Here is a 25,507-nt window from a genome sequence, read left to right on the forward strand (position 1 = left end):
GGCATCGCGACGGCCGAAGGCCATCATGAGGAGGCTCCGAGATGACGACAACCCCGGGCACGATCACCGCCGAGCACCCACCAGCACGAGCAGACGGGGCGTCCGAGCGAGACGTGGCCCGCGAGCTCCGACACCCGAACCGGCGAGGAATGACGATGATGTCGGGTGTGCCCGTGTGGACGGGGCGCATCCTGCAAGTGTTTTCCGTGACGATGCTCGTCATCGCCTTCTCCAACGTCGTGCTCCCAGAAGGCGTCTACTGGGCGGCATCGTACGTCGCCGTGTTGGGGCTGAGTCCTGAACCTTTCGTCTTCAACGCGGTGCTCCTCTTCGTCGTCGGGAGTGCAGCGAAGCGAAGACTTCGCGGCGCGATACTGTTCCTGGTGCTCTTCGAGTTGCCGACGGTGCTGATGCCCCTCGTGAACCTGATCAGTCTCGGACAAGAAGGGTCTGCATTCCTCGCCGATGGGGGGACGGTGGACTTGATCGCCGCCGCGATCGCGGCGACATTCATCGGCGTTCTCATCGCGGCACGGAACGAATTCTCCGCGCAAACCGAACCGGCTTCCTATCTGCACGCCCTCGCAGCGTTCATCATCGGAGTCGGCGCTGCAGTGCTCGTCGGGGGGTTGCTCTCCCAGTTCCTCCCGGACGGCCCGTCGTCGAAAGCGGCCAGCTGGCTGTGGTCCCTGCACGCGGCCACAGGCATATATCCCGCGGAGTGGCTGCTCGACGGATCGACTGAGGGGCTGAGCACAGGTGTGGAACTGGTCGTCACCTCGCTCTCGGCCGGCGCGCTCGTCGTGTCCCTGGGGATACTTCTCCGCAGGGCCAGACGACGCCGCTTCCTCACCGAAGCGGAGGAGTTGGGCCTGCGTCGAGTTCTGCGCACCGGACGCACAGAGGACTCTCTCGCGTATTTCGCAACACGGCGGGACAAGTCGGTCGTCTTCTCCCCCGACCGCCGTGCGGCCGTCTCCTACCGTGTCGTGAACGGCGTGGCTTTGGCCAGCGGTGACCCGCTCGGACCGGAGCGCGAGTGGGGTCCAGCGACCGTCGAATGGTTGAAGGTCGCGCAACGCTACGGATGGCGGCCGGCCGTGCTCGCCGCTACGGAGCGCGGTGCCGACCATTACGTCCGCCACGGTATGCGTGGAGTGGCATTTGGCGATGAGGCGCTCCTTCTCATCGACGGCACGAAGCGGGACGCCGTTCTCCGCTCGCCTCAGGTCGCGGCCGCGCGACGTCGTGCCCGCCGCGCGGGCTACACGGTGCAGATACATCGCCAGCATGAGGTGTCCCCCGAGGATCTGGCGCGGATGGCGGAGCTGGCCGCCACATGGAGGGGCTCCGAAAGTGAGCGCGGGTTCTCCATGGCGCTTTCACGCGTCGGCGATCCCGGCGATGGCGAATCCGTGATCGTCACTGCCCGCGACAAGTCCGGCGAGCTCCAGGGGCTGCTGGTTTTCGTGCCATGGAACCGGGACGGTCTCTCCCTCGACGTGATGCGGCGTAGCGTCCACGCCGTCAACGGCACGACAGAGCTGATGGTTGCCGAGCTGATCGCCGACGCGGAGCGTCTCGGGCTGCACCGAATCTCATTGAATTTCGCTGTGTTCCGAGATGTGCTCGTGCGGGGCGCGCGCGTCGGGGCAGGACCCGTGCTGCGGGCGAAGCGCCAGGTGCTGCTGATCCTTTCGAAGCACTGGCAATTGGAGTCGCTGCGGCAAGTTAACGAGAAGTACAGCCCCGCCTGGCGCTCTCGCTTCCTGATGTGGTCCCGCCAGGCCTCTTTCGGCTCGGTGATGATCGCAGCCGCACGGGCGGAAGGCTTCGCCGGGCCCACGCGACACACCTCAGCCGCGTCCGAGGTGCCGAGGAGCGCCGCATTCCTGGAGGCGCTTGAAGCAGAGCAGGAACAGTTCCGCACCCCTGAGGCACCGGCTGCGCCGGTCTCTCCACGGGTCGCCACCGTTCTGGCGATGCGAGAGCAGGGGAAAGATCCATACCCACCCACCGTGCCGCGAACCCACTCGATCTCTGCGCTGCGTGACGTGACGTCCGGGCGGGTGTCGATCACCGGACGAGTACAGGGCAGACGCCGACACGGAGGCATCGCGTTCCTCGACATCATTGAGGATCACGAGAGCTACCAGATCATCGCGACGAACGACACGACCGAGGATTACCGCTCCCTCACCCGCGCGTCGATCGGCGACTTCATCTCCGTCACCGGGGACCTTGGGCGCAGCGCGACGGGCGAACCGAGCCTGTTCGCTGAGTCATGGACCTACGCCGCGAAGTCGCTGCAGCAGCCACCCAAACGCCGCACCGGTGTCATCGATCCCGAGATGCAGGTCCGCCAGCGGCACGTGCACCTCGCGACCTCCATCGAGGCGATGAACCTTCTGCGCACGCGTTCTCACGCGGTTCGAGCCCTCCGCGACCGTCTCCTTCACGAGGGCTACCTCGAGGTGGAGACCCCCATCCTCCAGCGCACGCATGGCGGCGCCAACGCACGGCCGTTCCGCACCCACATCAACGCCTACCACCGTGACCTGTCGTTGCGGATCGCGCCGGAGCTGGCCTTGAAGAAGCTGATCGTCTCCGGGCTCCCCCAGGTGTTCGAGATCGGGCGCAACTTCCGAAACGAAGGAGTCGACAGCACCCACAACCCCGAATTCACGGCGATGGAGGCTTACCGCGCCTACGCCGACTACACCGACATGCGAGTACTGGCCGAACGGCTGGTGAAGGACATGATCAGCGTCGTTTCGGGCCTGCCCACCCTCGTCGCTCCCGACGGCGCGCGCATCGACGTCTCCGGTCCCTGGCGAGTCATCTCGGTCTGCGACGCTCTCACCCAGCGCATCGGGGTGACCATCTCCGTGGCGATGGGAGCGGATGTACTCCGAGAGCTCTGTCTCGCACTCGGCATCCGCGCGGCTGTGATCGACACGGCAGGGATGCTGATCGAGCGTCTATATGAGGAGCTGATCGAACCCGAAACGACACTCCCGACGTTCTACACCGACTTCCCGTCCGACACATCACCCCTCGCCCGTCCCCACCGCCACGCCGACGGACTCTCCGAGCGGTGGGATCTCGTGGCGTTCGGCATGGAGCTGGGCACCGCGTACTCAGAATTGGTGGACCCGATCGAGCAGCGACGCCGATTGACCATCCAGTCGATGAAAGCGGCAGGCGGGGACCCGGAAGCGATGCAACTCGATGAGGACTTCCTGGCGGCTCTGGAGTTCGGCATGCCCCCGACCGGCGGACTAGGTCTCGGCGTTGACCGGATCGTCATGGCCGCTACCGGCGCCACGATCCGGCAGACACTCGCCTTCCCGTTCGTTCGATGAGCGAGCTCGCCCGACTCAGCAGCCATTCGAGCGGCCCCTGGGGGAAACGACGCATCCACAGCGAGGAGAACAGCAGCAGACCTGCGGTGAACGCTGCGAGCATCAACACGCTCTGCGCCCCGCGGAACGAGTGCCCGGTCGTCGCCGTGATGATCGCCATCAGCACGATATGCGCGGCATAGCCCGACAGCACCATGGCTCCGAGCGTCGCGATCGACGCGAGCACCACCCCCACACCTTTCTTGGTCCGGGTCCGGGCGCCGTCCGCCCAGAGCGCTGCATCGCCGATCGGAAGCAGCACGGCGAGAATGAGCGCGCAGACCCCGAGACAGCCGATCACATCAGCCCAGCTGCCGGAGTGGGGAGCGGGAACGAGCAGCCACAACCAGGTACCCGTGTCTGTGACGCCCCGCTCCTTGAAGAAGAGACGAGCGAATTCCTGCACCGCAGTCATCTCCGCGGTAGGGGTCAGCGTCTCCACGATGCGCGCAGTGACCACCCGCGTGAGCACCATCGCCGACAAACCGTAACCGACCCCCACGAGGACGGCTCCCGCGACGGCGAGCCCCACACGCACACGTGTCGAGGAGAGATTCAAACGCCCGACCGCCAGCCCCGCCAGCACGAACGGCATCCAGGTCAGCGCCGGGTAGTCGCCCGCAACTAGCGAACTCCAGAGCGGGTTGCCCGGAAGATCGACAGTGCGTCTCGCAGCGAACGACACCAGCGGCCCGACCACCGCCCACATTCCCGCGACCACGATCAGCGCGCGCACTCCGAGTCGCCGAAAAGGCAGGATTAGGATGAACCACACCGCGAAGTACCCCAGGATCACCACGACCGGGGTGCCCAAGAGAGTCAGCGCGACACCGCAGACCGCGAGCAGCGCGGCACGGATCACGGTAGACAGGACCGCTGGCTGGACCACGTCTGTTCCGCGCCGCCGGCCGAGGTTCAGAGACAAACCGGCGGCGAACGCGAACATCGCCGGCATGCGGGAGTGGAAGATTTCCCACTCCGCGTGCACCGTCCCGAATCCGTCGCCAGGGGTCCAGGCGGCTGGCCCGACGTGGGCGACGAGCATGCCGAAAACAGCGACGGCGCGGAACAGATCCAGCCCGACCAAGCGTGCAGTCGAGTGCGGCCGGCGCACGATCGCGGCGCTCATCGAAGACCCCCAATGGTCGTACCCGATTCGCGGTCGCTGCCGACCCAATGCTGAGTGGCGATGACGCCGAACACGACGAGATATGCGCTGATGAGCAGCACCTGCGCTCGTTGCGCAAAGCCTCCGCCGTCGAGGAGCTTTCCTTCGCCCGCGCTCAGCATCGCGAGCACCGTGACGAGCACTGTCGCCGCGATCAACGCTCCCACGATGGCGAACACCATCTCGCGGCCGATCGGCCGGAATCGCGTGCGATCGCTCGCGACTGCAAACGCGAGGAGGACGCCCGAGGCGACGACCGCGACCAGCGCGCCCGCACTGCTCACGCTGTGGATCTGGTGGGCCAGCCCCAAGGTGTTCGCGGCATCGGCGGCGGCGCAGCGGTCGCTCGTCGAGGTCGCACAGGCCATGGGCGACGAGGCGTCGAGAATGGTGAGTCCCGAGAATACCGCCAGCGCGACCACGGCCCCGCGAGCGAAGCGGGAGGAGGAGCTTCCCGTTCTGCTTCGAAGGGCGAGAGCGCCGAAGACAAGTGCCCCCGTGGAGGCATCGAGTGCGCGAAACAGCAGCCCGTACGGTTGGTCCGCCGCCGCCAGTTCCGAAAGATAGGAAGAAGAGGGATCCAACGGAAAGCCGACGACGGCCTCCCACGGAACACCCGCATAGGTGACTGCCGCGATCAAGAGCAGTGCCCTAATCGTCATTCTTCGCCGGTCTGTGCGCACGCGCTCACGGTACGGAGCAACTGTAAGCGCGGCATAAGCAGTCTGCTTAGGTCGCGCTTACGTTCGGCTCCTAGCGTCACTTCCGTGACGACGATCGACCTTCCCCGAACGGCGGCGAACGAGCCCCCGGCGCCGACCAGAGCGCGGCATCCGGCACTCGCACCCACCGCGGTGGGCCTCAGCGCCGCCGTCGTCTCCAGCATCGCAATCGGTGTGCCTTCGATGTGGGGCGACGAGGCCGCAAGCGTGATGTCCGCCCAACGCTCGTGGGACTCGCTGTGGACGATGGCTGCGAACATCGACGCGGTGCACGTCGTGTACTACGCGTTCCTGCACGTCTGGATCGACGTGTTCGGTGCCTCCGCCTTTTCGGTTCGACTTCCCAGCGCCCTCGCAATCGGTGCAACGGCTGCGGGCGTCTACATGCTGTGCCGTTCCCTGGCGGGCGCTCGCATGGCCCTCGTCGCGAGCATTGTGTGCGTGCTGATTCCTCGCGTCGGCTACATGGCGGCAGAGGCCCGCTCCGCCGCACTGTCGACAGCACTGGTGGCATGGCTTACCGTGCTGGTGGTGCACCTGGTCCGGACCAGGGAGCTGCGCGCGCGCTGGTGGGTCTTGTACGGAGGCGTACTCGTTGTGAGCGTCCACCTGTTCCTCTACACGGCACTGATCGCTATAGTGCACCTGCTGGGGCTGTGGGTGCTGCGGGCTCCTCGCAGGACCTGGTGGCGCTGGGTAGCCTCCGTCACACTGGCAGGCGCGGCATGCCTCCCTTTCGTGATCGTCACCTCTGGCCAGACCGGGCAGATCGCTTTCCTCGCCCGCCGAAACGTCACGAGCCCGGAGGCGATCCTCGTCAACCAATGGTTCGGGTCCTTGCCGATGGCGGCCGCGGCCTGGATTGCCATCATCGTCGCCACCGTCTGGGCGCTTCTATCCTTGCGGCGATCTTCCCCCACGCCAACGGATGCCGGAGCACGGACGCTGATCTGGGTCTCGGTCGCGTGGCTGTGCGTTCCCATGCTGCTGCTTCTGCTGGCGAACGCCGTGGCGGGGCCCCTTTACACCGGGCGATACCTGTCCTTCAGCGCTCCAGCCGCCGGCATCCTGATCGCCGCGGCCATCACACTCCTGCGGCCACGCGCGATCACCATCGCCGCCGGAGCGCTGATCCTGGTGCTCGCGCTACCGCTGGCGGTGTTGCAGCGAACCGAGAATGCGAAGTTCGGCAGCGACTGGGCACAGGTGTCCGCCTATGTGGGCGAGCACAGTCGGCCCGGCGACGGGGTGGTGTTCGACGAAGGCGTCCGCCCCTCACGGAAGCCGCGACTCGCACTTCGCCTGTATCCGGACGGATTCCGTCACACCACTGATCTCGGTCTCGTGCAGTCGTATGAGACCACCGACGGTCTCTGGGACACGGTGAAACCGTTGAGAGACCTCCCCCAGGCCCTCCAAGGACGGGACCGCGTCTGGGTCATCGCCAGATCCCAACAGGGCACCAGTGATGACGAACGCACCCTCAAAGATGCCGGATACCGGCTCGCCGACACGCATTGGCTCGCCCGCGACGTCATCCTCCTCTACACGAAAGGCACCTCATGAGAACCCTCGTCATCGTCCCGACCTACAACGAAGCGGCGAACATCCTGCACACCCTGGACGAGATCGGAATCTATCTCCCCGCAGCCAACGTGCTCGTCGTCGACGACGACTCCCCTGACGGCACCGGATCGCTGGTCGCAGCCCGAGCGGCGACCGACCCGCGCGTCGCCCTGCTCTCGCGAACAGCGAAGAACGGGCTCGGAAGTGCATATAGAGCCGGGTTCGCTCAGGCACTGGAGCTAGGGTACGACGCCATCGTGGAGATGGATGCCGACGGATCGCATCCCGCGCAGCGCCTCCCCGCCCTGGTCGATGCTCTCCACGTCTCGGATCTTGCGATCGGAAGCCGGTGGGTGAGCGCAGGCACCACGAAAGGCTGGTCCCTGCACCGCCACCTCCTGTCCCGGATGGCAAGCATCTACGTGCGATGGATGCTCGGAACGACGGTGAGAGATGCGACAAGCGGCTTCCGCGCCTTCCGCTCGCAAACCCTGGCGACTATCGACGCCGCTTCCACAACCTCGAACGGATACAGCTTCCAGATAGAGACGCTCCATCGAGCACACGAGTGCGGACTGATCGTCGAGGAGGTGCCGATCTCCTTCGCAGAACGTGAGCACGGCCAGTCGAAGATGTCGCTCGGCATCATCATCGAAGCTCTGACCCGCGTCGCGCGGTGGCGCCATCACCCGTTCCATCCTCGTGTACAGCACGCGACCCCCGCCTCATTCTCCCCAAGCAAGGCCTCACCATGACGAACGTCAGACCTCCCACGACGGCGCCGGGATCAACCCGCGCTGACGACACCTCTCGGGCGCCGTGGCACTCCCTCCGGACCTCCTTCCGGGAATTCGGTCGCGCGCCACGGCTCATGGGTGTCGACGTCGCCCGAGGCCTGGCCGTGTTCGGGATGATCGGCGTGCACGTGGGCGTCGCGGCGACGTTCGATGCGATGAACCCGCTCACCTGGACAGCCCTCGTCGAAGGGCGCTCGTCGATCCTGTTCGCTGTGGTCGCCGGCATCTCGGTCGCCTTTGCCACCGGGATCGGGACCAGACCCCAGGGAGAAGCGCTGCGCAGCGCCCGCCTGCGTATGGCCGGTCGAGCGCTCGCGGTACTCGCGATCGGGCTGGCTCTCGAGCTCCTCGGCAGCAGTATCGCCGTCATCCTCCCCATCTACGGGCTCCTCTTTCTGATCCTGATCCCGTTCCTGGGGCTGCGGCGCCGCACCCTGCTCCTCACCGCGACGGGGCTCGCACTCGCCGGCCCCACACTGATCGCTCTCCTGCGGACGCTCGCGCTCGGCGGAAGCGGCGCCGGCGTCGACTTCCTGATCACCGGCTCGTACCCGCTCACCGTCTGGCTGCCATTGATTCTCGCAGGGATGGCCGTCGGTCGCACCTCCCTCCAAGAGACCAAGAATGCAGCGATCCTGACCGGTATCGGTGTGCTGCTCGCAGTCAGCGGCTACGGCGTCGGGAACGTCGTGAACGGCAGCGCCGACAGCTGGACCTCCGAGGCCGCGATGTCAAAGGCGTCATCTTCTTCCGCCGAACTGACGCCCGGGAATCAGACGGACCGCGAAGACATGTCGTGCACATCCAGGACCAAAGGCCTGATCAGCTGCTTCTCCGACGCGGGCGGCGGCGCCGGCAGCATGAGCGGCTCACTCGGGGACCAAGACGTGGGTGGCACCTACCTCGACCGGCTCGGCACCTCCGATATCGGCACCACGTTCGCCAGCGCATGGGGAGTTTCCCCTCATTCCGGTGGTACCTTCGAGATACTCGGCTCAGGCGGATTCGCCCTCGCCGTCGTCGGCGTCTGTGTCCTCATGGCCCGACCTCTTCGCTGGGTGCTGCTCCCCCTAGCGGCCGTCGGCTCGATGCCCCTGACCGCGTACTCCCTGCATGTGATCTCCTTCGCCATACTCATCTCTCCAGTCGCACTCGCGCCGGAACTCGTCGGGTTCGACAGCACCCCCAGCAGCATCGCATTCTGGTTAGCCTGCCTCGGCACACTGCTCGCGGGATGCACGGCCTGGACTCTCTTCCGTGGCCGGGGTCCGCTCGAGCGCATCACCGCCCGCGCGTCCCGCGCGATTGACCACCCGGCGGCCCTGAACGCGACGAGCGGGCGGGGAGTTCGCCGAGCACGAGGTGAAGTCGGGCGGAATCGTCAAAGGTGACCACGTTAGCTTCTGCCAGGCGGCCACCCTTCGCTCCGACATCCTGCCGCTGCGGGCGCTCGAGATGGCAGCGTGGGCTGCCACTGCTCGCCTCGATGGGCTGATCCATCACGCCGATCACGGGTCGAACTACCTCGCCGTGGTGTACACGGATCGGAATGAGGAGTTCGCCGCGAAACCTTCGACTGGGACCGCCGGCGACTCGTTCGATAACGCCCTCGCCGAGGCCGTGAACGGGCTCTACAAGACCGAGCTGATTCGATCGCGCGGCCCTGGCGGACGGTCAAGCTGGTCGAGCTCGCAAAGCCGGCGCAGTCGTCAGCGGACATGATGAGTTCGTCAGGCGAGTCTCGGAGTTCGAGCAGCCGCCGGACAACGGGTTTCGTTGGCTTCTCGATCGTCGTGTCCAAGGCGGCGTTGCACTCCTCTCACGCCGAACAACCAAGACGGCAGGCGACCACTGCTCGCCGGACGCAACTCTCCAAGGAGGACCCAATGGTCAAGGGCATTATTATCCCAACCGAAGCCATCGATCCGATGGCTGAGCGCGACGTGGTCGCGCCGGAGGACTACCAGGCTGTGGTCGACGGCTGGACCAAGCCCGTACACATCCATCCGCTCGGCATCACAGTCTTAGTACATGAGGAGAGCTGCTCCGACAGCTGACGTTCAGTCCACGCACGACGGTCCTGTGGTGGTACAACGTGCCGAATGCTCGTCAGAGCGCGATGCTCGTCATCCCGCACTTGTTGGCCGGTGCCGCTTCAGCGGTCGGGACCGTCGTGCAATGCGATGAGCGCATCCTGGGCAGGGGTTCGTATATCTTCCAGGGAGGTGCGGCACCGAGGGCGAACTTTGCTTCTCTCGAAACCTTCGTCTCGTTTCGGGGTTCTCGTCGAACAGGAGCTTGCTCCAGGCAACGGACTCGACTTCATCAAGACCCTGTAGGAGGAGGCTTTGAGGGAGAACGCATGCTCCGTACCGTTGGGGACCAGACAATGGGCCAGACGGAATAGCACCTTCGCAACGTAGTTCAGATCGGTGTCCTGAATGTCGAAAGCGCGCCGCGCAGAAAGCTAGTTAACGCATCACGTACAAACATACGACAGCTGTCGGTCAGGCTATCAGCGGTGTGTCCGCCAACTCGTATCAACGTTCACGCTGCTCACCGTGCGTGTCTTGGCGACGTGGGGCACTCGCCAGGGGGTGACGCGCCGTCATCGCGTGCGAGCCAACCTTGATACGAGCGTGAGGAGGGTTGCGATGGCGCATACGGCGACCGCGAGCCACGAAGCACCTTCGAGCGCTGTTCTTGTCCCGGCGTCGATCGAGATGATCGCTCCGACGATCGCTGAGGCGCCTGCGGTTCCAAACATGCGGATTTGGGCGTTGAGGGCGTTCGCGGCGGCGAGTTTATGGTCCTCGACAGCGCCCATGATGATGCGGGGTATCGCCGCGAACGCGAGGCCGAACCCGGCACCAAGAATGATGTTGGAGATCAGGACGGCCCATAGAACCTCGATTCCGAGCAATGACGCACCAGCGCCGAGCGTGGCTGCGATACATCCGATGAGCGCGACGGTGGCGGGTCGCAGGCGACGAGTCGCCTGTGCGAGGGAGGGAGCGGCAATGGCCTGACTAAGTCCGCCCGCCATCATGATCAGCCCGATGAGTAAGGTCCCGACACCTTCATCGCTCGCCAAGATGCGGGGGTAGATGAGGAGTGTGGACATCATCCCGAAGTTGAGGAACAGGGACGCGGCGTTTGCCGCCGCGACGGGACATTTCAGCGCACCTCGCACGTCGATCAATGGGTTCTCCATGCGGGACATGCGCACGATTGACGCGCTGATGAGGGCTAGGCCCGCCGCCAGTGCTGTAAGCCTGCCGATCGGATCGAGTCCCAAGCCGTCGCCGAGTCCCCCAACGATGAGCACGGCGGCGGATGCGGTGGTAACGGCACCGATCCAGTCGAACGGCGCCGGCGTTCGACTGCCGTCCGGGGGGACGAAGCAGGCGACGAGTAGGAGTGCGAGGACGCCTGTGACCGCGCTGAAGCCGAATACCGAGCGCCACCCGACGGTTTCGCTGAGCGCGGCACCGATGGGAATGCCCAGTGCGGCGCCCACACCCATACTGCCGGACACGAATCCCAAGCTGGACGGCAATCGCTTTTCGGATACCGAGACCTTCAGAATCGAGACAGATATGGGAATGAGGCTAATCGCTAGACCTTGAAAGGCGCGGCCGACCAACAGCCATCCGATGGTCGGAGCGCCAAGAGCGATGAGGGACCCGATGACGAGCGCAACCACGAGGCCCAGTCCAACGCGGCGGAGTCCGAGCGTGTCGCCAAGCCTTCCGGCGATGGGCACCGTTGCGCAGGCAGCACCGATCGTGACTGTTACTATCCAAGACGCCGCGGCCGGGGAAGTTTGCAGGGCTCTAGGCATGTCGGGTTGGATCGCGATCACCATTGTCTGCACGAGCGTGGCGCTCAGGCACGACACTACGAGAGCCGCGACGACCAGATAATCACGGCGGCTGGGACGATACGGTGTGGTCAATACGGCAGCCTATGCGGTGTGTCCCGCGAAAACGGGGTGCCCGTGGCGTATCGCACGTTTGCTGGCGATCCCGGCCATCGCCATTAGCAGGAGTCCGGTCGTATAGAAAGCCGCGCCGAGTGATCCTGCGAGTGTGTAGTTGCCTGTCACGTCGCGAAGAACGGAGAAGCCGATTCCGCCGATGGCTGCTCCGACGCCGGCGACGAGGAAGGCGAAGCCCGAGACGACGGCGAATTTGGCGGGGCCGAATTCGCGGAGGAGGAAGAATGCGGGGAAGTCGGCTTCGGCTCCTTGCGCAAGCCCGAGTGCGAACACGACGAGGAAGAGCACCGGGACGAGCAGCGTGCCGGCAGCGGTAGTGACGGCATAGGCGCTGAGTGCGGCGGCCAGGAGCACGAAGACGGGCACCCAGTACGGCCAGATGCGGTCGAGCATGATCCCTCCGAGCACTCTGCCTGTGAGTACTCCGACGAGGATCGCCATCGTCATCGCTGTGGCGACTTCGACGGGGACACCGTTGCTCAACAGTATCGGCTGGAGGTGGACGATGAATCCGCCGAGGGAAAGACAGACGAACAACACGGACGACACGATGAGCCAGTAGCGCGCGTCGGCGAGCACGCCGCGGTAGGTGGCGTATCGCTGCGGTGACGTCTGAGTTGATTCTGCGGCGGGACCCGTGTCGGCGGGCAGCGACTCGCGTTGCGGTTCTCGGAGGAGGACGAGCACCATCGGCAGGCAGATGACCGCTACGCTTCCGGCGAGCACCCAGTAGCCGGCGCGCCACCCACTGTCGTAGATGGCGGCGCTGATGAGGGGGATCGCGATGAGTGGTATGACGGAGGCTGCGCCTCCAACAATCCCGAATGCGAACCCGAAGTTCTTCCGGAACCAAAGTGAGAGGTACTTCGCCACCGTCGAGGTGAACCCCAATGACCCGCCCACGCCGATGAGCACGGCGACGAGCAGGAACGTGGCCTGCGCTGAGGGAAGGACGGCGAGCAGAACGAGGCCGGTGATCATCGTCAGCAAGGAGGCTATTGCGACGAGCCGGGTACCGGTCCGTTGGATGATGGCACCCACGACGGGTTGCCCTAGCGCGAGGAGCAGAGTCACGATCGGGGCGATTGCGACCACGCTGACGGGCAGCCCGGTTTCCTGGGCGACCGGTTCGATGAAGAGTCCTCCCGTTTGAAGGAGGATGATGGGGCTACCGCCGTACAGGGCGATCCCTCCGATGAGAGGCTTCCACCCCGAGCGGATTTCGCCGCGTGGATCTGTTACGGCCTCGGTCGCGGAAATGACGTTCTGCATGTGATCCCTCTTTCATCATTGAAATCCGGAGATAACTGGTTGAGACGTTCGAGTCAGTCGTCGTGCCACTGGCGGCGCGGGTCGCGTGTGGGCGGGGTACTCTCAGCCCACGACCTCGATGCGAGAGTCGTGTAGCTGAGAGATGTGCCGTTTGGGCAGGGGAAGTTTGAGGAGCTTTTTCGCGCTGTTGAACTCTTTCGGGTCGTTGATCGTGTCGACAGCGATGAGATGGTCGCTCTGGAAGTATCTGACGGCGAACTTTCCGGAATTCGGGTCTCCCACCACCTCCCATCGATCGTGACCGGTGAAGACTCCGACTGTTTTCACACGAATGTCGTATTGATCCGACCAGAACCATGCGGGCTCGAGCGACGGCAGCGGATGGCCGAGCATGGATGCGGCCACGATCTTGCACCGCGCCGCCACGCCCGGCGCCGACTCCAACCGTTGACGGCGACCATCGGAGATCACGGTGTTAGCGCAGTCACCCACCGCCCACACGCGGGCTTTGTCGGTGCGCCCGAGCGCGTCGGTGTCCACGCCGTTCGAGCAAGCGACTCCGGCTTCCTGCAACGGATCGATGTTGGGAATGATGCCAATTCCGACGACGACGAGATCGGCGGGGACGACTTCATCGTCGACTCGGACACCGGTCACCGAGCCTGACTCCACCTCTATCGAGCGCACTGTCGCGTTCCGCAGGATCCGCACTCCCCGGACTTCGTGAGCATTCTGAAGGAATTCTGACACGGGTTCGGAGGTGACACGGGAGAGCACCCGTTCGAAGGTTTCAACTACCGTGACGTGCGGAACTTCAAGTACGGAACGGAGCACGGCCGCGGTTTCCATGCCGATGTATCCTGCCCCGACTACGACCACGTTCTTCGCGCGACGGGCCTCATCCCGGAATCTCGTGACGCCTTCGAGCGTGCGGATGTAGTGCACGCCTGCGGCATCGGCCCCGGGAACCGGCAGTGGCCGTGCCCGTCCGCCTGCTGCCCAGACAAGGTCACCGTAACCGAACTCCGCCCCGCTTTCGCATCGGACGCTGCGTTCGCGGACGTCCACGGCGACAACGCGCTCACCCGTCAGTACCGTGACGTCGCTTCGTTCCCAATACGAGGCTTCCCGAAGGAGAATGTCGTCATATTCCACCGTGCCCCCAAGAAACGCTTTGGACAGGGGCGGACGCTCATACGGGAGGACGGTTTCTTCGCTCACGATCGCGATCGACGCTGAGCTACCCAGTCGGCGATAGTTTGCGGCGAGCTCCGCGGCGGCGTGACCGCCGCCGACGATGACGACGTCGAAGAGCTTCACTGTTTCTTGTCCGTTCATAGGTCGGGCACCAACAGACGGATGCAGTCTCCGTTCGCTACCGGCAGCTGGCACCCGAGGCGGCTGTTGGTGGAACAGTTGTCGAGCGACGACAGCACGTCGAGCTCGTCTTCCGACGCGGGGTCGAAGCCGTTCTGCGTGGGGTCGATGTCGAGGACGTGGCATGTTGCGCAGGACATCTCTCCTCCGCACTCGCCGTCGATACCGGGAATGTCGTTGTTGACGGCAACTTTCATCACGGTCTGCCCGGCGGCCGCCTCGACGCGCTGAACTGTTCCATCCGGGAAGGAAAACTCGATATCAGGCATTGGCTGCAATCCGCACGGCGGCCGACTCCGGTGTGAATTTCACTGGAAGGCTCTTGAGTGCTGTGGTGTTGTTGTCGGCGACCCAACTGACGGGCCCGTTTTCGGAGTAGTCGGGGAAGCGGTTCAGGAATTTGTCCAGAAGGATCCTCAGCTCCAGACGTGCGACGTTGCGTCCCAAACACATGTGGACACCGTCGCCGAAGCCCAGATGCGGGTTGTGTTCCCGTTGCGTGTCGAACACATCTCCGTTCCCGAATACGCTGTCATCTCGGTTTCCCGATACGATCCACGCGACGACCCAGTCGCCTTTACGAATCTGCTTGCCTCCGATCTCCGTGTCCTGGGTGGCAACGCGGAGCCGGTTCTTCGACGGGGTGACCCATCGCACAATCTCTTCGACAGCGGCCGGGATCCGGTCAGGGTTGTCTCTGAGGAACTGGGCTTGTTCAGGGCGGTACATCAACTCACGCAACCCGATCACGCCGGCATTGCGTGTCGTCTCCAGTCCGCCACCAATGATCTGGAAGTAATACCACCCGACTTGACGCAGATCGAGCAGTTCGCCGTCGACTTCCATATGTGCGATGACGCTGGCGAAGTCGTTGTCGAGGGGATTCGCGCGCCGCTCTTCCGCCAGCCCCACAAGGAACTTGTGCAAATCGAGCATGCTGGTTCGCCAGGTCTCCTCCGGGGTCTTGCCAGGCAACTGGTAAGCCGGGTCGTTCGGATGCATCATCGACATCGTCCACGTGCGAACCTGGCGCCAGTGTTCGTTCGGGACATTGAACATCCCGAGGAAGAGTCGCGCCGGCATTTCTGCCACCACGTCGATCATCAGGTCGCACTCCCCCGCCTCTGCGATGCCGTCCAGGATGTCATCGACAATCTTCTCGATGTCCGTCCGCATGCGTGCTACGGAGGGAACGGTGAAGTGCTTATTGACGGGGCGGCGCAGTGTGGGATGCCGTGGAGCATCGTTGAAGGGCAACATCGCGTCGAACCCGAGCGTTCGCTTCTCTTCCTCCGAGAGGTCAGTGCCCTCCACGGGTAGGTGGGTACCTCGCTGGGAACTGAACGTTTCCGGGTCCCCGAGGATCGCCTTGCAGTCTTCATGCCGGGTCACTGACCAGAATCCCCGCGCGTAGTCGCCGTCGGTCCAATGCACCGGGTCATTGGATCTGAGATAGGCGAACGTCTCGTGAAAGCTCGGGTCCGCGAAGAACTCTGCGCTCGTCAGCTTGCTGTCGATTTCTCGGGTATCCATGTTCGAGCTCCGATCTCGTCGTTGAGGAGAGGGCTACTGCACCCCTGCGGTCGGATCCATCAAAGTCCGCGTGGCGCGCACGGTCCAATACCCACAACGCCAGGTTCAATGCACGGAGTGCATAGACGCGGTATGCGTTGTAGTTATAGCTTGGGGCTTTCGTTGCATTGGACGGGCGGATGCGAGAGCGGGGAGGATGATCTGGACTCAAAGGAGAGACTTCGTGAACAGACTCACATTGGAAGGCGCAACGGCTGTCGTGACGGGGGGTGCGCGCGGCATCGGGCGCTCGATCGCGACGGAACTTGCCCGAAGCGGCGCGAACATCGTCGTTGCGGATATCAGCAGGGATGCAGCCGAGCAGACCGCCCAGGAACTCGCCGCGTTCGGAGTGCGAACCCGTGGCGAGGCCGTCGACGTCAGCGATGCTGACCAGGTTCGGGAGCTGGCCGATCGAACCTTCGGTGACTTCGGATCCGTCGATGTGCTGGTGAACAACGCCGGGGTAACAATGCGCCCGTTCCGTGCGATCTGGGAAGCGTCGATCGACGACTACCGATGGATGCTCGACGTGAACTATCTGGGCGTCGTACATGGCGTACTCGCCTTCGTCCCCCGCATGCGCGAACAATCGAACCGTCGACACATCGTCAACACATCGTCCGCCGCAACGATCTCCCGGAACACCGGTCATGCGATGTACGGAGCTGCCAAGGCCGCCGTCGATGCGCTCTCCGACACTCTGCGGGAAGAGTTCCGCGATCACGACGACGACATCGGCGTTACCGTGCTCTACCCGGGGTTCATCACCACGACGATCGCTCAGACGAGCGAGCTCACCCGACCGACCGAGAACCGTTCGGACGAACGTCACGTTGTCGAGTATCCGCACTTGGATAAGCGGGCGCCGGAGCCCTTCCACGTCCCGCTCGCACCCGAGAAAGTCGGGCCCATGCTTCTTCGCGCACTGGCCGTGAACGCCCCTTACTGCACAACTCATCAGTTCACCACTGATTTCCTGGATGCGCGTGCACAGGCCGTAGCAGCGGGATTCTTCCCTGAGAGTGGGGTGTGACGGACATGACGTTCTCAGCGGAGGCACCCCGTCCCACGGCCGCGTTGCGGCGGCTGATTGCGAATCCCGGTGTTGTACACATGCCGGGCTGCTACGATGCCCTTTCTGCGCGTATGATCGAACTCTCCGGGTTCGAGTGCGCAGCGATCAGTGGGTTCGCGCTCGAAGCCGCACACCTCGGCGGACCGGACATCGGTCTCATGACAATGTCCGAACTCGTCCAGCAGGCCGACCGCATCGTGGACGCCGTCGACATCCCTGTCATCAGCGATGTCGACACAGGATTTGGCGGAGTGCAAAATATCCATCGAACCGTCCGAGCCGCCGAGAAAGCAGGGCTTGCCGGCATCCACATCGAGGATCAAGCGCTGCCCAAGAAATGCCCTGTACTACCGGGTAGAAATCTCGTCTCGCTCGAGGAGGCGACAGACCGAATTTCCGTCGCAACCGAAGCCAGACGCGATCCAGATTTCGTCGTGATTGCACGCACGGACGGCGACAGTGTCTCCTTCGACGACCAGATCGAACGCGCCAACGCGTACCTTGCTGCAGGCGCAGATGTCGTACTCCCGATGATGATCGAGCACAACGGGATGTCCCTCTGGGGTATGAGTTCCGACCGGCAGATGGAGATCCTCGCGGAGGCTGTCGCTCTCATCGAGGGCCCCGTCATGTACGTCGGCGACGCACCCTCCGGCTACACCGCACGCGACATCGGAGAACTCGGCGTCAAGATCGTCTCCCCCTCAGCGATGACACTCGAAGCAGCGGTGAACGCTTACCGGTCCGTGCTGGAGGTCTATCGTGAAGATCTCTCGAGTGCACGCTACTTCGAGAATCAACCGGATCGCCTTCGCGCAGGCCGCCCCGTTCTCGACCTCGTACGCGTGGACTACTACCTCGAACTCGAGCGCCGATTCCTAAGGTGACCTCGGAGATGGCCCGACAGCACCTGCAATGGAGACTGCCCGCATCGCTCGAACGGTACGTTCTGGGGCTCCCAGACGGAGAGATAGTCGCCACGGCTCCCGCGCAGCGGGAGCCAGGTGCTGCCATGTTTCCCGCTCGAGACGCCGCGATCGCGCCGCGCCAGTTCGCCGGTGCCCTCACCATCATCGGGCACGGTGGATTGATGGACATTCGGCTGAGCGATCCGTGGATCGAAGACAACGAGGGCGTCGTCGTAAGCGTAGAAGTCGATGGGCTCAGGACTCCGATGCTCGCCCTGGCGACTGATGATCACGACAGCACGGTTCCCGTCCGTGCCACCATACGGGCCGAGGTCATAGACTTGTTCGGCGGAGCCTATCTCCCTGGTGCCGCGTTCGGAGAAGTGCGTATCGACTGATCGGTGAGCTGCAGCCATGCTCGATCTTGCAAAACTCGCTCACCTGCGAGCCCTCGCTCGTCACGGATCCTTCGTGGGAGCCGCGAGTTCCCTCTACATTTCACAACCTGCCCTCACTCGCAGCATCCAGAGTCTCGAGAAGTCACTGAGCGTGACGCTAGTTGTGCGCCACCGGACGGGGGTGACTCTCACGCCCGAAGGGCAAGAGTTCCTGACCCGTGCCGAGGCGCTCCTCTCACACGCCGAGTCTCTCGAAGACGACGTCGTCAGCTCCACCAGAGGCGGGCTGCGACGCGTAGCATTCGGGATCGGCCCAATGACAGGGGCGATGCTCCTCGATGACGTGCTGGCGATGATGATCCAAGAGTCGCGGGTCGCCGCGGCCGTGCGCATCGGATCGAACACCGATCTGCGACGGATGCTCCTTCACGGAGAGATTGAGTTCTTCGTCGGCGGAATGCCTTCCCACGACTTCACTCAAAGCCATCATCTGGATTTTGTAGAGCTCGCAACGAGCCAGCCGGCCCTCTACACCCGCGCCGACCACCCACTCGTCTACGACCCGGACGCCCGACTGTCAGATTTCCCTCTGATCGGAGGCAGCTTCGCTCGCCTCATGCTCGACGAGTCCGACCTCGTGGGACTGCCGGCTCCTCTTTTGGAGCTGGACGACTACGATCTCCTGCTCCGCCTCGCCTCAACGACGGATGCTCTTCTTCTCGCGGCGCCCGGCCTCGCCGCCCGCCGTCCAAATTTCCAGTTGTCACGCGTCGACCATCCGGTCGGTCGTTCGCTAACAGTGGGGGTCGTCAGCGTCTCCGGGCGACCGCTGTCGAGCCCGGCGCGGTCACTGGTCGACATCTTCACCGGAAGAGATCTCGCCGACGCCTTCGGCGAAATACTCCGATATGACTCCTCGACGTGATTTTTCGGGTCCCGTGAGCAAAAGGGTCGTTGCTTCGTGCACGTAGGAGGACCCCGTGACACGTTTCACGGGGTCCTCCTACGTGCACGTGGTCACCCCACGGCGTTGATCTGGATCTCTTCTCGCTCGTACACCCGGGCATCCTCAAGGATCATGTCGGCCGCGATCCACGCCGCAGCGCTCGTGGGGGCACTGTTGTTTCCTGACGGTTGGTGGGGGAACACCGAAGCGTCGATGACGCGCACACCCCGAACCCCTCGAACACGGAGCCGGCTATCGACGACATCATCGTCGTCTGGTCCGATCGCGCAGGTACCCAACGTGTGGTACCCGTACGGGCCGAAGTTCAAGGCTTGAGCGACGATCTCATCATCTGTTGCAACGCCCGGCCCCGGATAGTATTCGGTCGCCCCCATTGACTGCATCTCCGGGGTGTCGAGAACAGACCGCATGTGGCGAACGGCTTGCACCATCGTCCGCTTGTCGTAGTCCGTCCGAAAATACGGCACGACAATTCGCGGTTCGTCGGCCACCCGGGGACCCGTAATATGGATCGATCCGCGGCTGGTGGGGTACAACGGGTACCCAGCGATGAGCCCCCCGGCCTGCCGCTCGGGCTTCATCCCCTCACCGTAGGAAATCCCAGCGACAGCCACCATAGTTTCCGCGCCGGGGGTCCCCTCGTCGAGGTCAAAAAAGGCGAAGGCGTCGAAGGAGCCGGACGATATAACGCCTCTACGCGTCAGGAGGAACTTGATGCCGGAGAACAACTGCCGCAGGGGCGTGTTGATGGCGTGGTTGAAACCCAGGCCGTTTGCGAGGTGGTAGAGGATCGTGAAGCCCCTGTGTTCGGAAAGGTTCTCGCCGACTTTCGGACTAGCGGCGATGACGCCCACGCCCGCGGCTTCGAGGACCTCGGGTGCACCGATGCCAGAGCGCTCGAGCAGCATGGGGCTTTCGAGTGAACCCGCACACACGAGAACTTCGCGACCCGCGGCGAATGAATGCAGCGTACCTTTGATGTCAGCTTCGACGCCGATGGCGGTTGTCCCGGAGAAGAGGATCCGTGACACGTGCGCGTGCTTGATAAACGTCACGTTCTTGCGTCGCACCGCAGGTTTCAGGAAGGCCGAGGCCGCACTCCAACGCATCCCGGCGCGCGAGTTCGTCTCCGCGTATGACGAACGGGGTCCAGATGACAGGTTCGCACTTTCGACAGTCGGCGCGCCGGACCGCTCGAATGCGCGCAACGCGGTGTCGCCAAATTTCCCCTTCGTCGACACCACCTCGACGTTCATCCGCCCGTTCCTCGGATTACGTCCGGCGCGGCCTCGTCGACGATTCTCGATGCGATCCAGCGCGTCGCGAAAGGCCTGCCAGCTCCAGCCTTCGTTCCCCAGGGCGTCCCAGTCGTACCCGGCAGCTTCGCCCGTGTTCCACCCGAGCCCGTTAACGGTTGTCGATCCGCCCTCGATCATTCCGCGCGGCCACACCTCGACGGTCCCATCACCGAACGGTTCTGGCCTGTACTTCTTTACATACTTCTTATTCTGCATCGTGAAGACCCACCCCTTGGGAACGCGGTGCGTCGGGTCCCGATCACTCCCGCCGGACTCCAGGACCAGAACGGTGTTCTTGCCCGAGGCTGAGAGTCGCTCTGCGAGGACAGCTCCTGCGGCGCCTGTTCCGATAATGATGTAGTCGTATGCCATGGTGACGTCCTTCGTTGAATCTACGCGAATAGCGAATGCGGCGGCCGGATGGTCCGCCGTCGTTACCCCTCAGCGACGCCCCAGGTGATCGCCTTCGTCTCTAGATATTCGTCAAGACCGGCCTCCCCATACTCTCGCCCGATGCCGCTGTTCTTATAGCCTCCGTAGGGCATCAGGCCATGGCCAAAGATCCCGCCACCACCGTTGATGACAACGGTTCCTGTCCGCAAGCGCCGGGCGATCGCCAGAGCTCGGGCCGGGTCCTTGGCGCGCACTGCACCCCACAGTCCAAAATCGCTGTCGTTCGCGATCCGCACCGCATCGTCGTCGTCGTCAAAGGGGATCACGACACCGACCGGGCCAAAAAACTCAGTCTGGGCGATGTCCATGGAGTTATCGACGTCGACGAAGATCGTGGGGTTCACGAAGAACCCGCGATCCCGCTCAGGGCGACCGCCGCCCACAGCAATCTTCGCGCCTTCTTCGATTCCACGTGCGATGAGATTCTCCACCTTCTGACGCTGGTCAGCAGAGATCAGCGGCCCCATCGACGACGTAGGGTCAGCTGGATCTCCGACGCGCACCTGCGCGAAGCCCTGCTTGAGGATCTCGACGAACTCATCGACACGTGAGCGATGCACAAGTGCCCGCGTCAGCAGTGCACACCCCTGACCGGCGTGCATGGTTGTGTGCATGACGATCTCGCCAGCCGCCTTCTCCAGGTTCGCATCCTCCGTGATGATCGACGCGGACTTCCCGCCGAGCTCAAGCACCACTTTCTTCAGCGACGCGGCCGCCTGCTGGTAAATTAATTTCCCCACGGTGTCCGAACCTGTAAAACTGACGATGTCGACATCAGGATTTGTGGACATCTCGTACGCAACGTCCCGATCGCCGGTAACGACGTTCAACACACCGGCGGGCAGACCCGCCTCCTCGGCGATCTCGGCAATGATCAGGGCCTCGATCGGAGTCGTCGCGGCCGGCTTCAACACCGCCGTGCACCCCGCCGCGAGCGCAGGTGCCACCTTGACGATGTTCAGCAGCAGGGGGAAATTGTATGCCGAGATGAGAGACGCCACCCCGAACGGTTCACGAACCACGATGCCCTGGCCGACACCTTGCCCCACATGGGCCGGTCCCGGCCGTTCCCATTCGAAAGTCGGCATGACTCGCATCACCATGTCACGAAGGTGTGCGATAGCTGTATCCACCTGCAAGAATTCGGCGATCGGCCGCGCAGCGCCACCCGTGGCAATGTTGAGTTCCACCAGTTCGTCTCTGCGTCGTTCGAAGATCTCGAGCATGCGACGAAGGGCGTCCCTCCGCTCTTCAACGGTGTATGACGCCCACGGTCCGTGGTCGAACGCATTACGAGCAGCCGCAATAGCCCGTGCAGCATCCGAGGCAGTGCCGCGGGGCACGCGAGCCACGACCTCTTCCGTCGCGGGATTCAACACATCGATGAGATGCGTCGAATCCCCCACCTCCCATGTTCCGCCAATGTACTGACCGAAAACAGGGATGGTTTCGCTGACACTTGTCATTCGAGCTCCTTCGCACGATGTCTAGAAAGACCTAGTCCAGCGCGCGTCTGGCCTTTCCGTCCAATACCGCCCTCGAACCTCTCCATGCACAATCTGCATGCATCGGTGGGCCAAATGACGACCGGGCATCCCTTACGGAGTAGGGGACCGCTGACGCGCAGGTTCGACAGCGGCGATGACACCGACGGCTCGAACTCGGGTGAGCGCCCCCACACGTCTCCAGACAATCTCCGAGGGCTTCGTGAACGCGACCATCCGCTCCTGGCGCCTGGGGTGGACAGCCGGGCCACGTCTCCCACACCGGCTCACGCCGTCTGTTCGATCGATTCCGCCTCCTTTGCGTCCGTGTCAGTGCGCCGGAAAATGAGCTTGAAGATTGGGAAGAACACGGCGCACGAGAGGAGGGCGTTAATGAGCATCGTGGCGACATCGGCTATAGCCTCACCCGCCGCTCCCATCCCCCAGGTCGTGATGAGGAGCTCATACACGGGGACCTTGTAGAAGTTTTGCAGGGCTGCAGCACCGAAGGTGATGATGACGTATGCGAGCGTGTACCAGAGGGCAGCCCACCAGGGGTTGGTATTCGATTTGAACGTGATGTTGCGCTGTGCGAAGAAGTTGATCACCTGGGCGATCGCGAGCGTCGCTTGCACCGCAAGGAAGTAGGCGAGGCCGCCACCTCCACCCTCAGGGAGCGCGCCCGCAACGTAGTCGAAAATATGGTAGCCCGAGCCGACGGGGAAGGCACGGAACCCCGTGTCGATGAGCTCGGTCGTACCGAGGATCCACTTGAATACCGGCATCATGATGAGTTGCAGCACGGTGATGCCGATGTTCAGACCGGCGAATGTGATGAGTTGCGCGGAAGTGGGGTGAGCGTGCTCGAAGGTCGCCCAACGCTCGGAGATGCGGGACATCCTCCCACGTAAGCACGCACGTCGACCGGGACGGATGCTGAGCGCACAACTGGTCGGTTACAGGCGCCGAACTGTCGACTCGCCGGGTCTCAGTCCCGCGCGGGGGTCGCAGGGAAGAGCACGCTCAGCGAGAACCACCGATTGTCTGCCGTCACCGAAAGGGCGCCGCCGTAGGCGTGCGCCGCCGTCTCAATGTTGCGCAGGCCGTAGCCGTGCCCCTGGCCGCGCTGGCGCGTCACGATGCGGTCACCGCTGCGCAGCACGACACCGTCAAAGGTGTTCTGCACCCGCACCATCGTGAAATCCTCCTGCGAGAAGACGGCGAGCTCGATCATCCGCAGTTCGTCGACCGGCAGGGTCGATGCGCCCTCGATGGCGTTGTCGAGGGCGTTGCCGACGAGCGAGGTGAGGTCCATTGGCCGCATGAACGCGAGAAGTCGACCGTCGGCGACGACGGACACCTCGATATGCCGCTCCCCCGCGCGGGCCAGCTTCGCAGTGACAATCGCGTCGAGCACGTGGTTGCCAGTGCGCACGACGGCGCCGTAGCGGCTGATGGAGTCCTGGAGGTCATCGAGCATGCGGGAGCGGGTCGAGGCATCCTCTTCGGAGCGGATCGCGTCAAGGTGATGCTTCATATCGTGGTGCTTACGGTTGACGTCGTCGATCGACCGCCGAGTGATCTCGTATTGGTCGTGTTGGCTTCGCAGTAGTTGGGCCATCGCCTCGGCATCTCGTCTCGCGACGGCCTCCTGGTGCACGCGCAGCTGCACGTGCAGCGCGATGTACCCGCAGAGGTCGACGAGAGTGCGAATGTAGAGGATTTCGGTGCCGAATCGTCCGCTGAATGGGGTGTCGGAGCTCACGAAACTCAGGTTCGAGATTCCGAACGTCGCGACGGCGATTGCGACTGCACCGATAAGCTGCGACGCCGACACGTCGAAGCGCGTCTCCCACACGAACAGGCGACGCTCGGCGAAGGCGACGCCTGCGAAGGTCGCCCCGTACACGACGACGGCGCCGATCGTCTGCGCATACGCGTCGAACTGGCCCGCATAGAAGCGATCGACTTGCCAGTAGGCGGATGCCGCCAGCTCGGCGAGCACGAAGGTGCGCGCCGCGACAAATCCCGCGCCGCGCGTCGACGTGTCGACCGTAACGTAGACGAACGCATACATCGTCGCGGCAGCGATCAGCATCCCCGGGATCCACCACGCGATCGGCAGCGACCCTGCCCACAGTTGCACGCCGAGGAGCGCGACCAGTCCCGCGACGCAGACGCCCGCCGTCGCCGACAGCCCGAAACGCCGCCGGGCGATTGCGATGTACACAACGCACGCACCCCACTCCGCAATCGCGGTGAGGAGCCGGGGGATCTCGGCGAGGACCGGACCGGTGACGTCGTTCACGCCGACATCCCGCGCGCCCCAATGTGCTCGGCGAGCGCCGCGAGGAACGCCTTCTTTCGCGGCCGGCTGATAGGCAATCGGCCGCCTCCCCGGATGCGGCACTCGCTGCCGTCGATTCCTGTGACGTGGCGGAGGTTCACGAGCAGACCGTTATGACACCGAAGGAAGTCACTCTGGACAAGTTGAGCCTCCATCGCCTTGAGCGTCGTGGCAATGCTGAAGGTCTCGTCGAGGGTGTAGACGTCGACGCGGTGACGGGCCGATTCGATGTAGCGGATGTCGTCGACGGCGATGCGGTGGTGTCCCCCATCGGTCGCGGTGAAGAGCAACTCGCGACGGGGGCGGCTCCGCAAGCGTCCCAGAATGCGTGTCATCGCTTGCTCGAACGAGGAGTAGGACACGGGCTTGAGCAGGTAGCTCAGCGCCCCGACCTCGTAGCCGCTCACGGCATAGTGCGGTGAGCTCGTGATGAAGACGATGACGACTTCGGAGTCGACTTCGCGGATGCGTTGCGCCGCCGTCATGCCGTCGACCCGCGGCATCTGCACGTCGAACAACAGCACGTCCCAGTCCGGACGGTAGTCCGCCAGCACGTCGGCGCCGTCTCGGAAGGCACCGATGTGGAACTTCTCGTCCTGGGCCCGCTGGAAGCGGTCCAGGTGCGACAGGAGACGTTCGATCGCTGTGGAGTCGTCTTCCACGATTCCGACGCGGATCATCCCATCACCTCCCGAC

Annotated in this window: 21 protein-coding genes and 1 pseudogene; 10 read left to right on the plus strand and 12 right to left on the minus strand. The window is 63.9% G+C overall.

The features are described from left to right. The first annotated feature begins 155 nt into the window (after window positions 1-155). Window positions 156-3,365 (plus strand): bifunctional lysylphosphatidylglycerol synthetase/lysine--tRNA ligase LysX, encoded by a 3,210-nt coding sequence (lysX, locus tag ACTJI8_RS09785; RefSeq protein ID WP_440733245.1) that lies wholly within the window; start codon window positions 156-158, stop codon window positions 3,363-3,365. Here the strand turns inward: lysX and ACTJI8_RS09790 are convergent. Both ACTJI8_RS09790 and ACTJI8_RS09795 read right to left on the minus strand, forming a co-directional pair. Further along, on the minus strand, window positions 3,316-4,533 hold the full coding sequence (locus ACTJI8_RS09790) for a DUF418 domain-containing protein (protein WP_440733246.1): 1,218 nt from the start codon (window positions 4,531-4,533) through the stop codon (window positions 3,316-3,318). The two genes, lysX and ACTJI8_RS09790, sit on opposite strands and share 50 nt — an antisense overlap. Further along, window positions 4,530-5,255, minus strand: a complete 726-nt coding sequence (locus ACTJI8_RS09795) for a DUF998 domain-containing protein (RefSeq protein WP_440733247.1) — start codon at window positions 5,253-5,255, stop codon at window positions 4,530-4,532. The genes ACTJI8_RS09790 and ACTJI8_RS09795 overlap by 4 nt, the downstream gene beginning before the upstream one ends. 84 nt (window positions 5,256-5,339) lie before the next feature. On the opposite strand from ACTJI8_RS09795, the gene ACTJI8_RS09800 reads away from it, so the two are divergent. From ACTJI8_RS09800 to ACTJI8_RS09820, 5 genes and pseudogenes are all read left to right on the plus strand, one after another. Then, window positions 5,340-6,860, plus strand: coding sequence for a glycosyltransferase family 39 protein (locus ACTJI8_RS09800; RefSeq protein ID WP_440733248.1), 1,521 nt, complete (start codon window positions 5,340-5,342; stop codon window positions 6,858-6,860). Continuing rightward, window positions 6,857-7,615 carry a polyprenol monophosphomannose synthase gene (locus tag ACTJI8_RS09805; protein WP_440733249.1) on the plus strand — a complete coding sequence of 253 codons (759 nt, stop codon included), beginning with the start codon at window positions 6,857-6,859 and terminating at the stop codon, window positions 7,613-7,615. The genes ACTJI8_RS09800 and ACTJI8_RS09805 overlap by 4 nt, the downstream gene beginning before the upstream one ends. A 116-nt stretch (window positions 7,616-7,731) precedes the next feature. Then, window positions 7,732-9,048: a heparan-alpha-glucosaminide N-acetyltransferase domain-containing protein gene (locus ACTJI8_RS09810; protein ID WP_440733250.1), complete on the plus strand. Its 1,317-nt coding sequence runs from the start codon at window positions 7,732-7,734 to the stop codon at window positions 9,046-9,048. Between the two features lie 97 nt (window positions 9,049-9,145). Continuing rightward, window positions 9,146-9,351: pseudogene (locus ACTJI8_RS09815) on the plus strand (IS3 family transposase); the annotation flags it as partial. A gap of 192 nt (window positions 9,352-9,543) precedes the next feature. After that, window positions 9,544-9,714 (plus strand): hypothetical protein, encoded by a 171-nt coding sequence (locus ACTJI8_RS09820; protein WP_440733655.1) that lies wholly within the window; start codon window positions 9,544-9,546, stop codon window positions 9,712-9,714. A gap of 551 nt (window positions 9,715-10,265) precedes the next feature. Here the strand turns inward: ACTJI8_RS09820 and ACTJI8_RS09825 are convergent. The 5 genes from ACTJI8_RS09825 to ACTJI8_RS09845 all read right to left on the minus strand — a co-directional run bounded on the left by ACTJI8_RS09825 (window position 10,266) and on the right by ACTJI8_RS09845 (window position 15,839). Beyond that, window positions 10,266-11,615 (minus strand): MFS transporter, encoded by a 1,350-nt coding sequence (locus tag ACTJI8_RS09825; RefSeq protein WP_440733251.1) that lies wholly within the window; start codon window positions 11,613-11,615, stop codon window positions 10,266-10,268. A 9-nt stretch (window positions 11,616-11,624) separates the two neighbouring features. Beyond that, on the minus strand, window positions 11,625-12,929 hold the full coding sequence (locus ACTJI8_RS09830; RefSeq protein WP_440733252.1) for an MFS transporter: 1,305 nt from the start codon (window positions 12,927-12,929) through the stop codon (window positions 11,625-11,627). A gap of 102 nt (window positions 12,930-13,031) precedes the next feature. Next, complete coding sequence (locus tag ACTJI8_RS09835) at window positions 13,032-14,249, minus strand: NAD(P)/FAD-dependent oxidoreductase (protein ID WP_440733253.1); 1,218 nt, start codon at window positions 14,247-14,249, stop codon at window positions 13,032-13,034. A gap of 14 nt (window positions 14,250-14,263) precedes the next feature. Beyond that, window positions 14,264-14,575 carry a 2Fe-2S iron-sulfur cluster-binding protein gene (locus ACTJI8_RS09840; protein WP_440733254.1) on the minus strand — a complete coding sequence of 104 codons (312 nt, stop codon included), beginning with the start codon at window positions 14,573-14,575 and terminating at the stop codon, window positions 14,264-14,266. Continuing rightward, window positions 14,568-15,839, minus strand: a complete 1,272-nt coding sequence (locus ACTJI8_RS09845; RefSeq protein WP_440733255.1) for a cytochrome P450 — start codon at window positions 15,837-15,839, stop codon at window positions 14,568-14,570. The genes ACTJI8_RS09840 and ACTJI8_RS09845 overlap by 8 nt, the downstream gene beginning before the upstream one ends. 223 nt (window positions 15,840-16,062) lie before the next feature. Between ACTJI8_RS09845 and ACTJI8_RS09850 the strand changes: the two genes are divergently transcribed. The 4 genes from ACTJI8_RS09850 to ACTJI8_RS09865 all read left to right on the plus strand — a co-directional run bounded on the left by ACTJI8_RS09850 (window position 16,063) and on the right by ACTJI8_RS09865 (window position 19,187). Beyond that, window positions 16,063-16,914, plus strand: a complete 852-nt coding sequence (locus tag ACTJI8_RS09850) for an SDR family NAD(P)-dependent oxidoreductase (RefSeq protein ID WP_440733256.1) — start codon at window positions 16,063-16,065, stop codon at window positions 16,912-16,914. Window positions 16,915-16,919: 5 nt separating this feature from the next. Beyond that, the gene (locus ACTJI8_RS09855) at window positions 16,920-17,843 is read left to right on the plus strand and encodes an isocitrate lyase/PEP mutase family protein (RefSeq protein WP_440733643.1); all 924 of its coding nucleotides are present in this window, start codon (window positions 16,920-16,922) and stop codon (window positions 17,841-17,843) included. A gap of 125 nt (window positions 17,844-17,968) precedes the next feature. Beyond that, window positions 17,969-18,262 (plus strand): hypothetical protein, encoded by a 294-nt coding sequence (locus ACTJI8_RS09860; protein WP_440733257.1) that lies wholly within the window; start codon window positions 17,969-17,971, stop codon window positions 18,260-18,262. A 16-nt stretch (window positions 18,263-18,278) separates the two neighbouring features. Continuing rightward, the gene (locus tag ACTJI8_RS09865) at window positions 18,279-19,187 is read left to right on the plus strand and encodes a LysR family transcriptional regulator (protein WP_440733258.1); all 909 of its coding nucleotides are present in this window, start codon (window positions 18,279-18,281) and stop codon (window positions 19,185-19,187) included. A 92-nt stretch (window positions 19,188-19,279) separates the two neighbouring features. Here ACTJI8_RS09865 and ACTJI8_RS09870 read toward each other — a convergent pair whose 3' ends face one another. The 5 genes from ACTJI8_RS09870 to ACTJI8_RS09890 all read right to left on the minus strand — a co-directional run bounded on the left by ACTJI8_RS09870 (window position 19,280) and on the right by ACTJI8_RS09890 (window position 25,491). Continuing rightward, window positions 19,280-20,899, minus strand: coding sequence for a GMC family oxidoreductase (locus ACTJI8_RS09870; protein WP_440733259.1), 1,620 nt, complete (start codon window positions 20,897-20,899; stop codon window positions 19,280-19,282). Window positions 20,900-20,961: 62 nt separating this feature from the next. After that, on the minus strand, window positions 20,962-22,446 hold the full coding sequence (locus tag ACTJI8_RS09875) for an aldehyde dehydrogenase family protein (RefSeq protein WP_440733260.1): 1,485 nt from the start codon (window positions 22,444-22,446) through the stop codon (window positions 20,962-20,964). Window positions 22,447-22,751: 305 nt separating this feature from the next. Then, complete coding sequence (locus ACTJI8_RS09880; protein WP_440733261.1) at window positions 22,752-23,363, minus strand: hypothetical protein; 612 nt, start codon at window positions 23,361-23,363, stop codon at window positions 22,752-22,754. Between the two features lie 89 nt (window positions 23,364-23,452). Next, a complete protein-coding gene (locus ACTJI8_RS09885; RefSeq protein ID WP_440733262.1) occupies window positions 23,453-24,772 on the minus strand; it encodes a GHKL domain-containing protein in 1,320 nt (439 codons plus the stop codon). Continuing rightward, window positions 24,769-25,491, minus strand: a complete 723-nt coding sequence (locus ACTJI8_RS09890) for a LytR/AlgR family response regulator transcription factor (protein WP_440733263.1) — start codon at window positions 25,489-25,491, stop codon at window positions 24,769-24,771. The genes ACTJI8_RS09885 and ACTJI8_RS09890 overlap by 4 nt, the downstream gene beginning before the upstream one ends. Window positions 25,492-25,507 lie beyond the last annotated feature (16 nt).

Source organism: Microbacterium sp. 22303 (assembly GCF_052045265.1).
Lineage (GTDB): Bacteria > Actinomycetota > Actinomycetes > Actinomycetales > Microbacteriaceae > Microbacterium.

Bases quoted from the DNA above. Each gene is read 5' to 3' on its own strand.
- ACTJI8_RS09870 (WP_440733259.1), bottom strand. From the start codon at position 20,899: ATGGCATACGACTACATCATTATCGGAACAGGCGCCGCAGGAGCTGTC.
- ACTJI8_RS09880 (WP_440733261.1), bottom strand. From the start codon at position 23,363: ATGTCCCGCATCTCCGAGCGTTGGGCGACCTTCGAGCACGCTCACCCC.
- lysX (WP_440733245.1), top strand. From the start codon at position 156: ATGATGTCGGGTGTGCCCGTGTGGACGGGGCGCATCCTGCAAGTGTTT.
- ACTJI8_RS09855 (WP_440733643.1), top strand. From the start codon at position 16,920: ATGACGTTCTCAGCGGAGGCACCCCGTCCCACGGCCGCGTTGCGGCGG.
- ACTJI8_RS09890 (WP_440733263.1), bottom strand. From the start codon at position 25,491: ATGATCCGCGTCGGAATCGTGGAAGACGACTCCACAGCGATCGAACGT.
- ACTJI8_RS09810 (WP_440733250.1), top strand. From the start codon at position 7,732: ATGGGTGTCGACGTCGCCCGAGGCCTGGCCGTGTTCGGGATGATCGGC.
- ACTJI8_RS09840 (WP_440733254.1), bottom strand. From the start codon at position 14,575: ATGCCTGATATCGAGTTTTCCTTCCCGGATGGAACAGTTCAGCGCGTC.
- ACTJI8_RS09875 (WP_440733260.1), bottom strand. From the start codon at position 22,446: ATGACAAGTGTCAGCGAAACCATCCCTGTTTTCGGTCAGTACATTGGC.
- ACTJI8_RS09805 (WP_440733249.1), top strand. From the start codon at position 6,857: ATGAGAACCCTCGTCATCGTCCCGACCTACAACGAAGCGGCGAACATC.
- ACTJI8_RS09830 (WP_440733252.1), bottom strand. From the start codon at position 12,929: ATGCAGAACGTCATTTCCGCGACCGAGGCCGTAACAGATCCACGCGGC.
- ACTJI8_RS09790 (WP_440733246.1), bottom strand. From the start codon at position 4,533: ATGAGCGCCGCGATCGTGCGCCGGCCGCACTCGACTGCACGCTTGGTC.
- ACTJI8_RS09865 (WP_440733258.1), top strand. From the start codon at position 18,279: ATGCTCGATCTTGCAAAACTCGCTCACCTGCGAGCCCTCGCTCGTCAC.
- ACTJI8_RS09845 (WP_440733255.1), bottom strand. From the start codon at position 15,839: ATGGATACCCGAGAAATCGACAGCAAGCTGACGAGCGCAGAGTTCTTC.
- ACTJI8_RS09820 (WP_440733655.1), top strand. From the start codon at position 9,544: ATGGTCAAGGGCATTATTATCCCAACCGAAGCCATCGATCCGATGGCT.
- ACTJI8_RS09860 (WP_440733257.1), top strand. From the start codon at position 17,969: ATGTTTCCCGCTCGAGACGCCGCGATCGCGCCGCGCCAGTTCGCCGGT.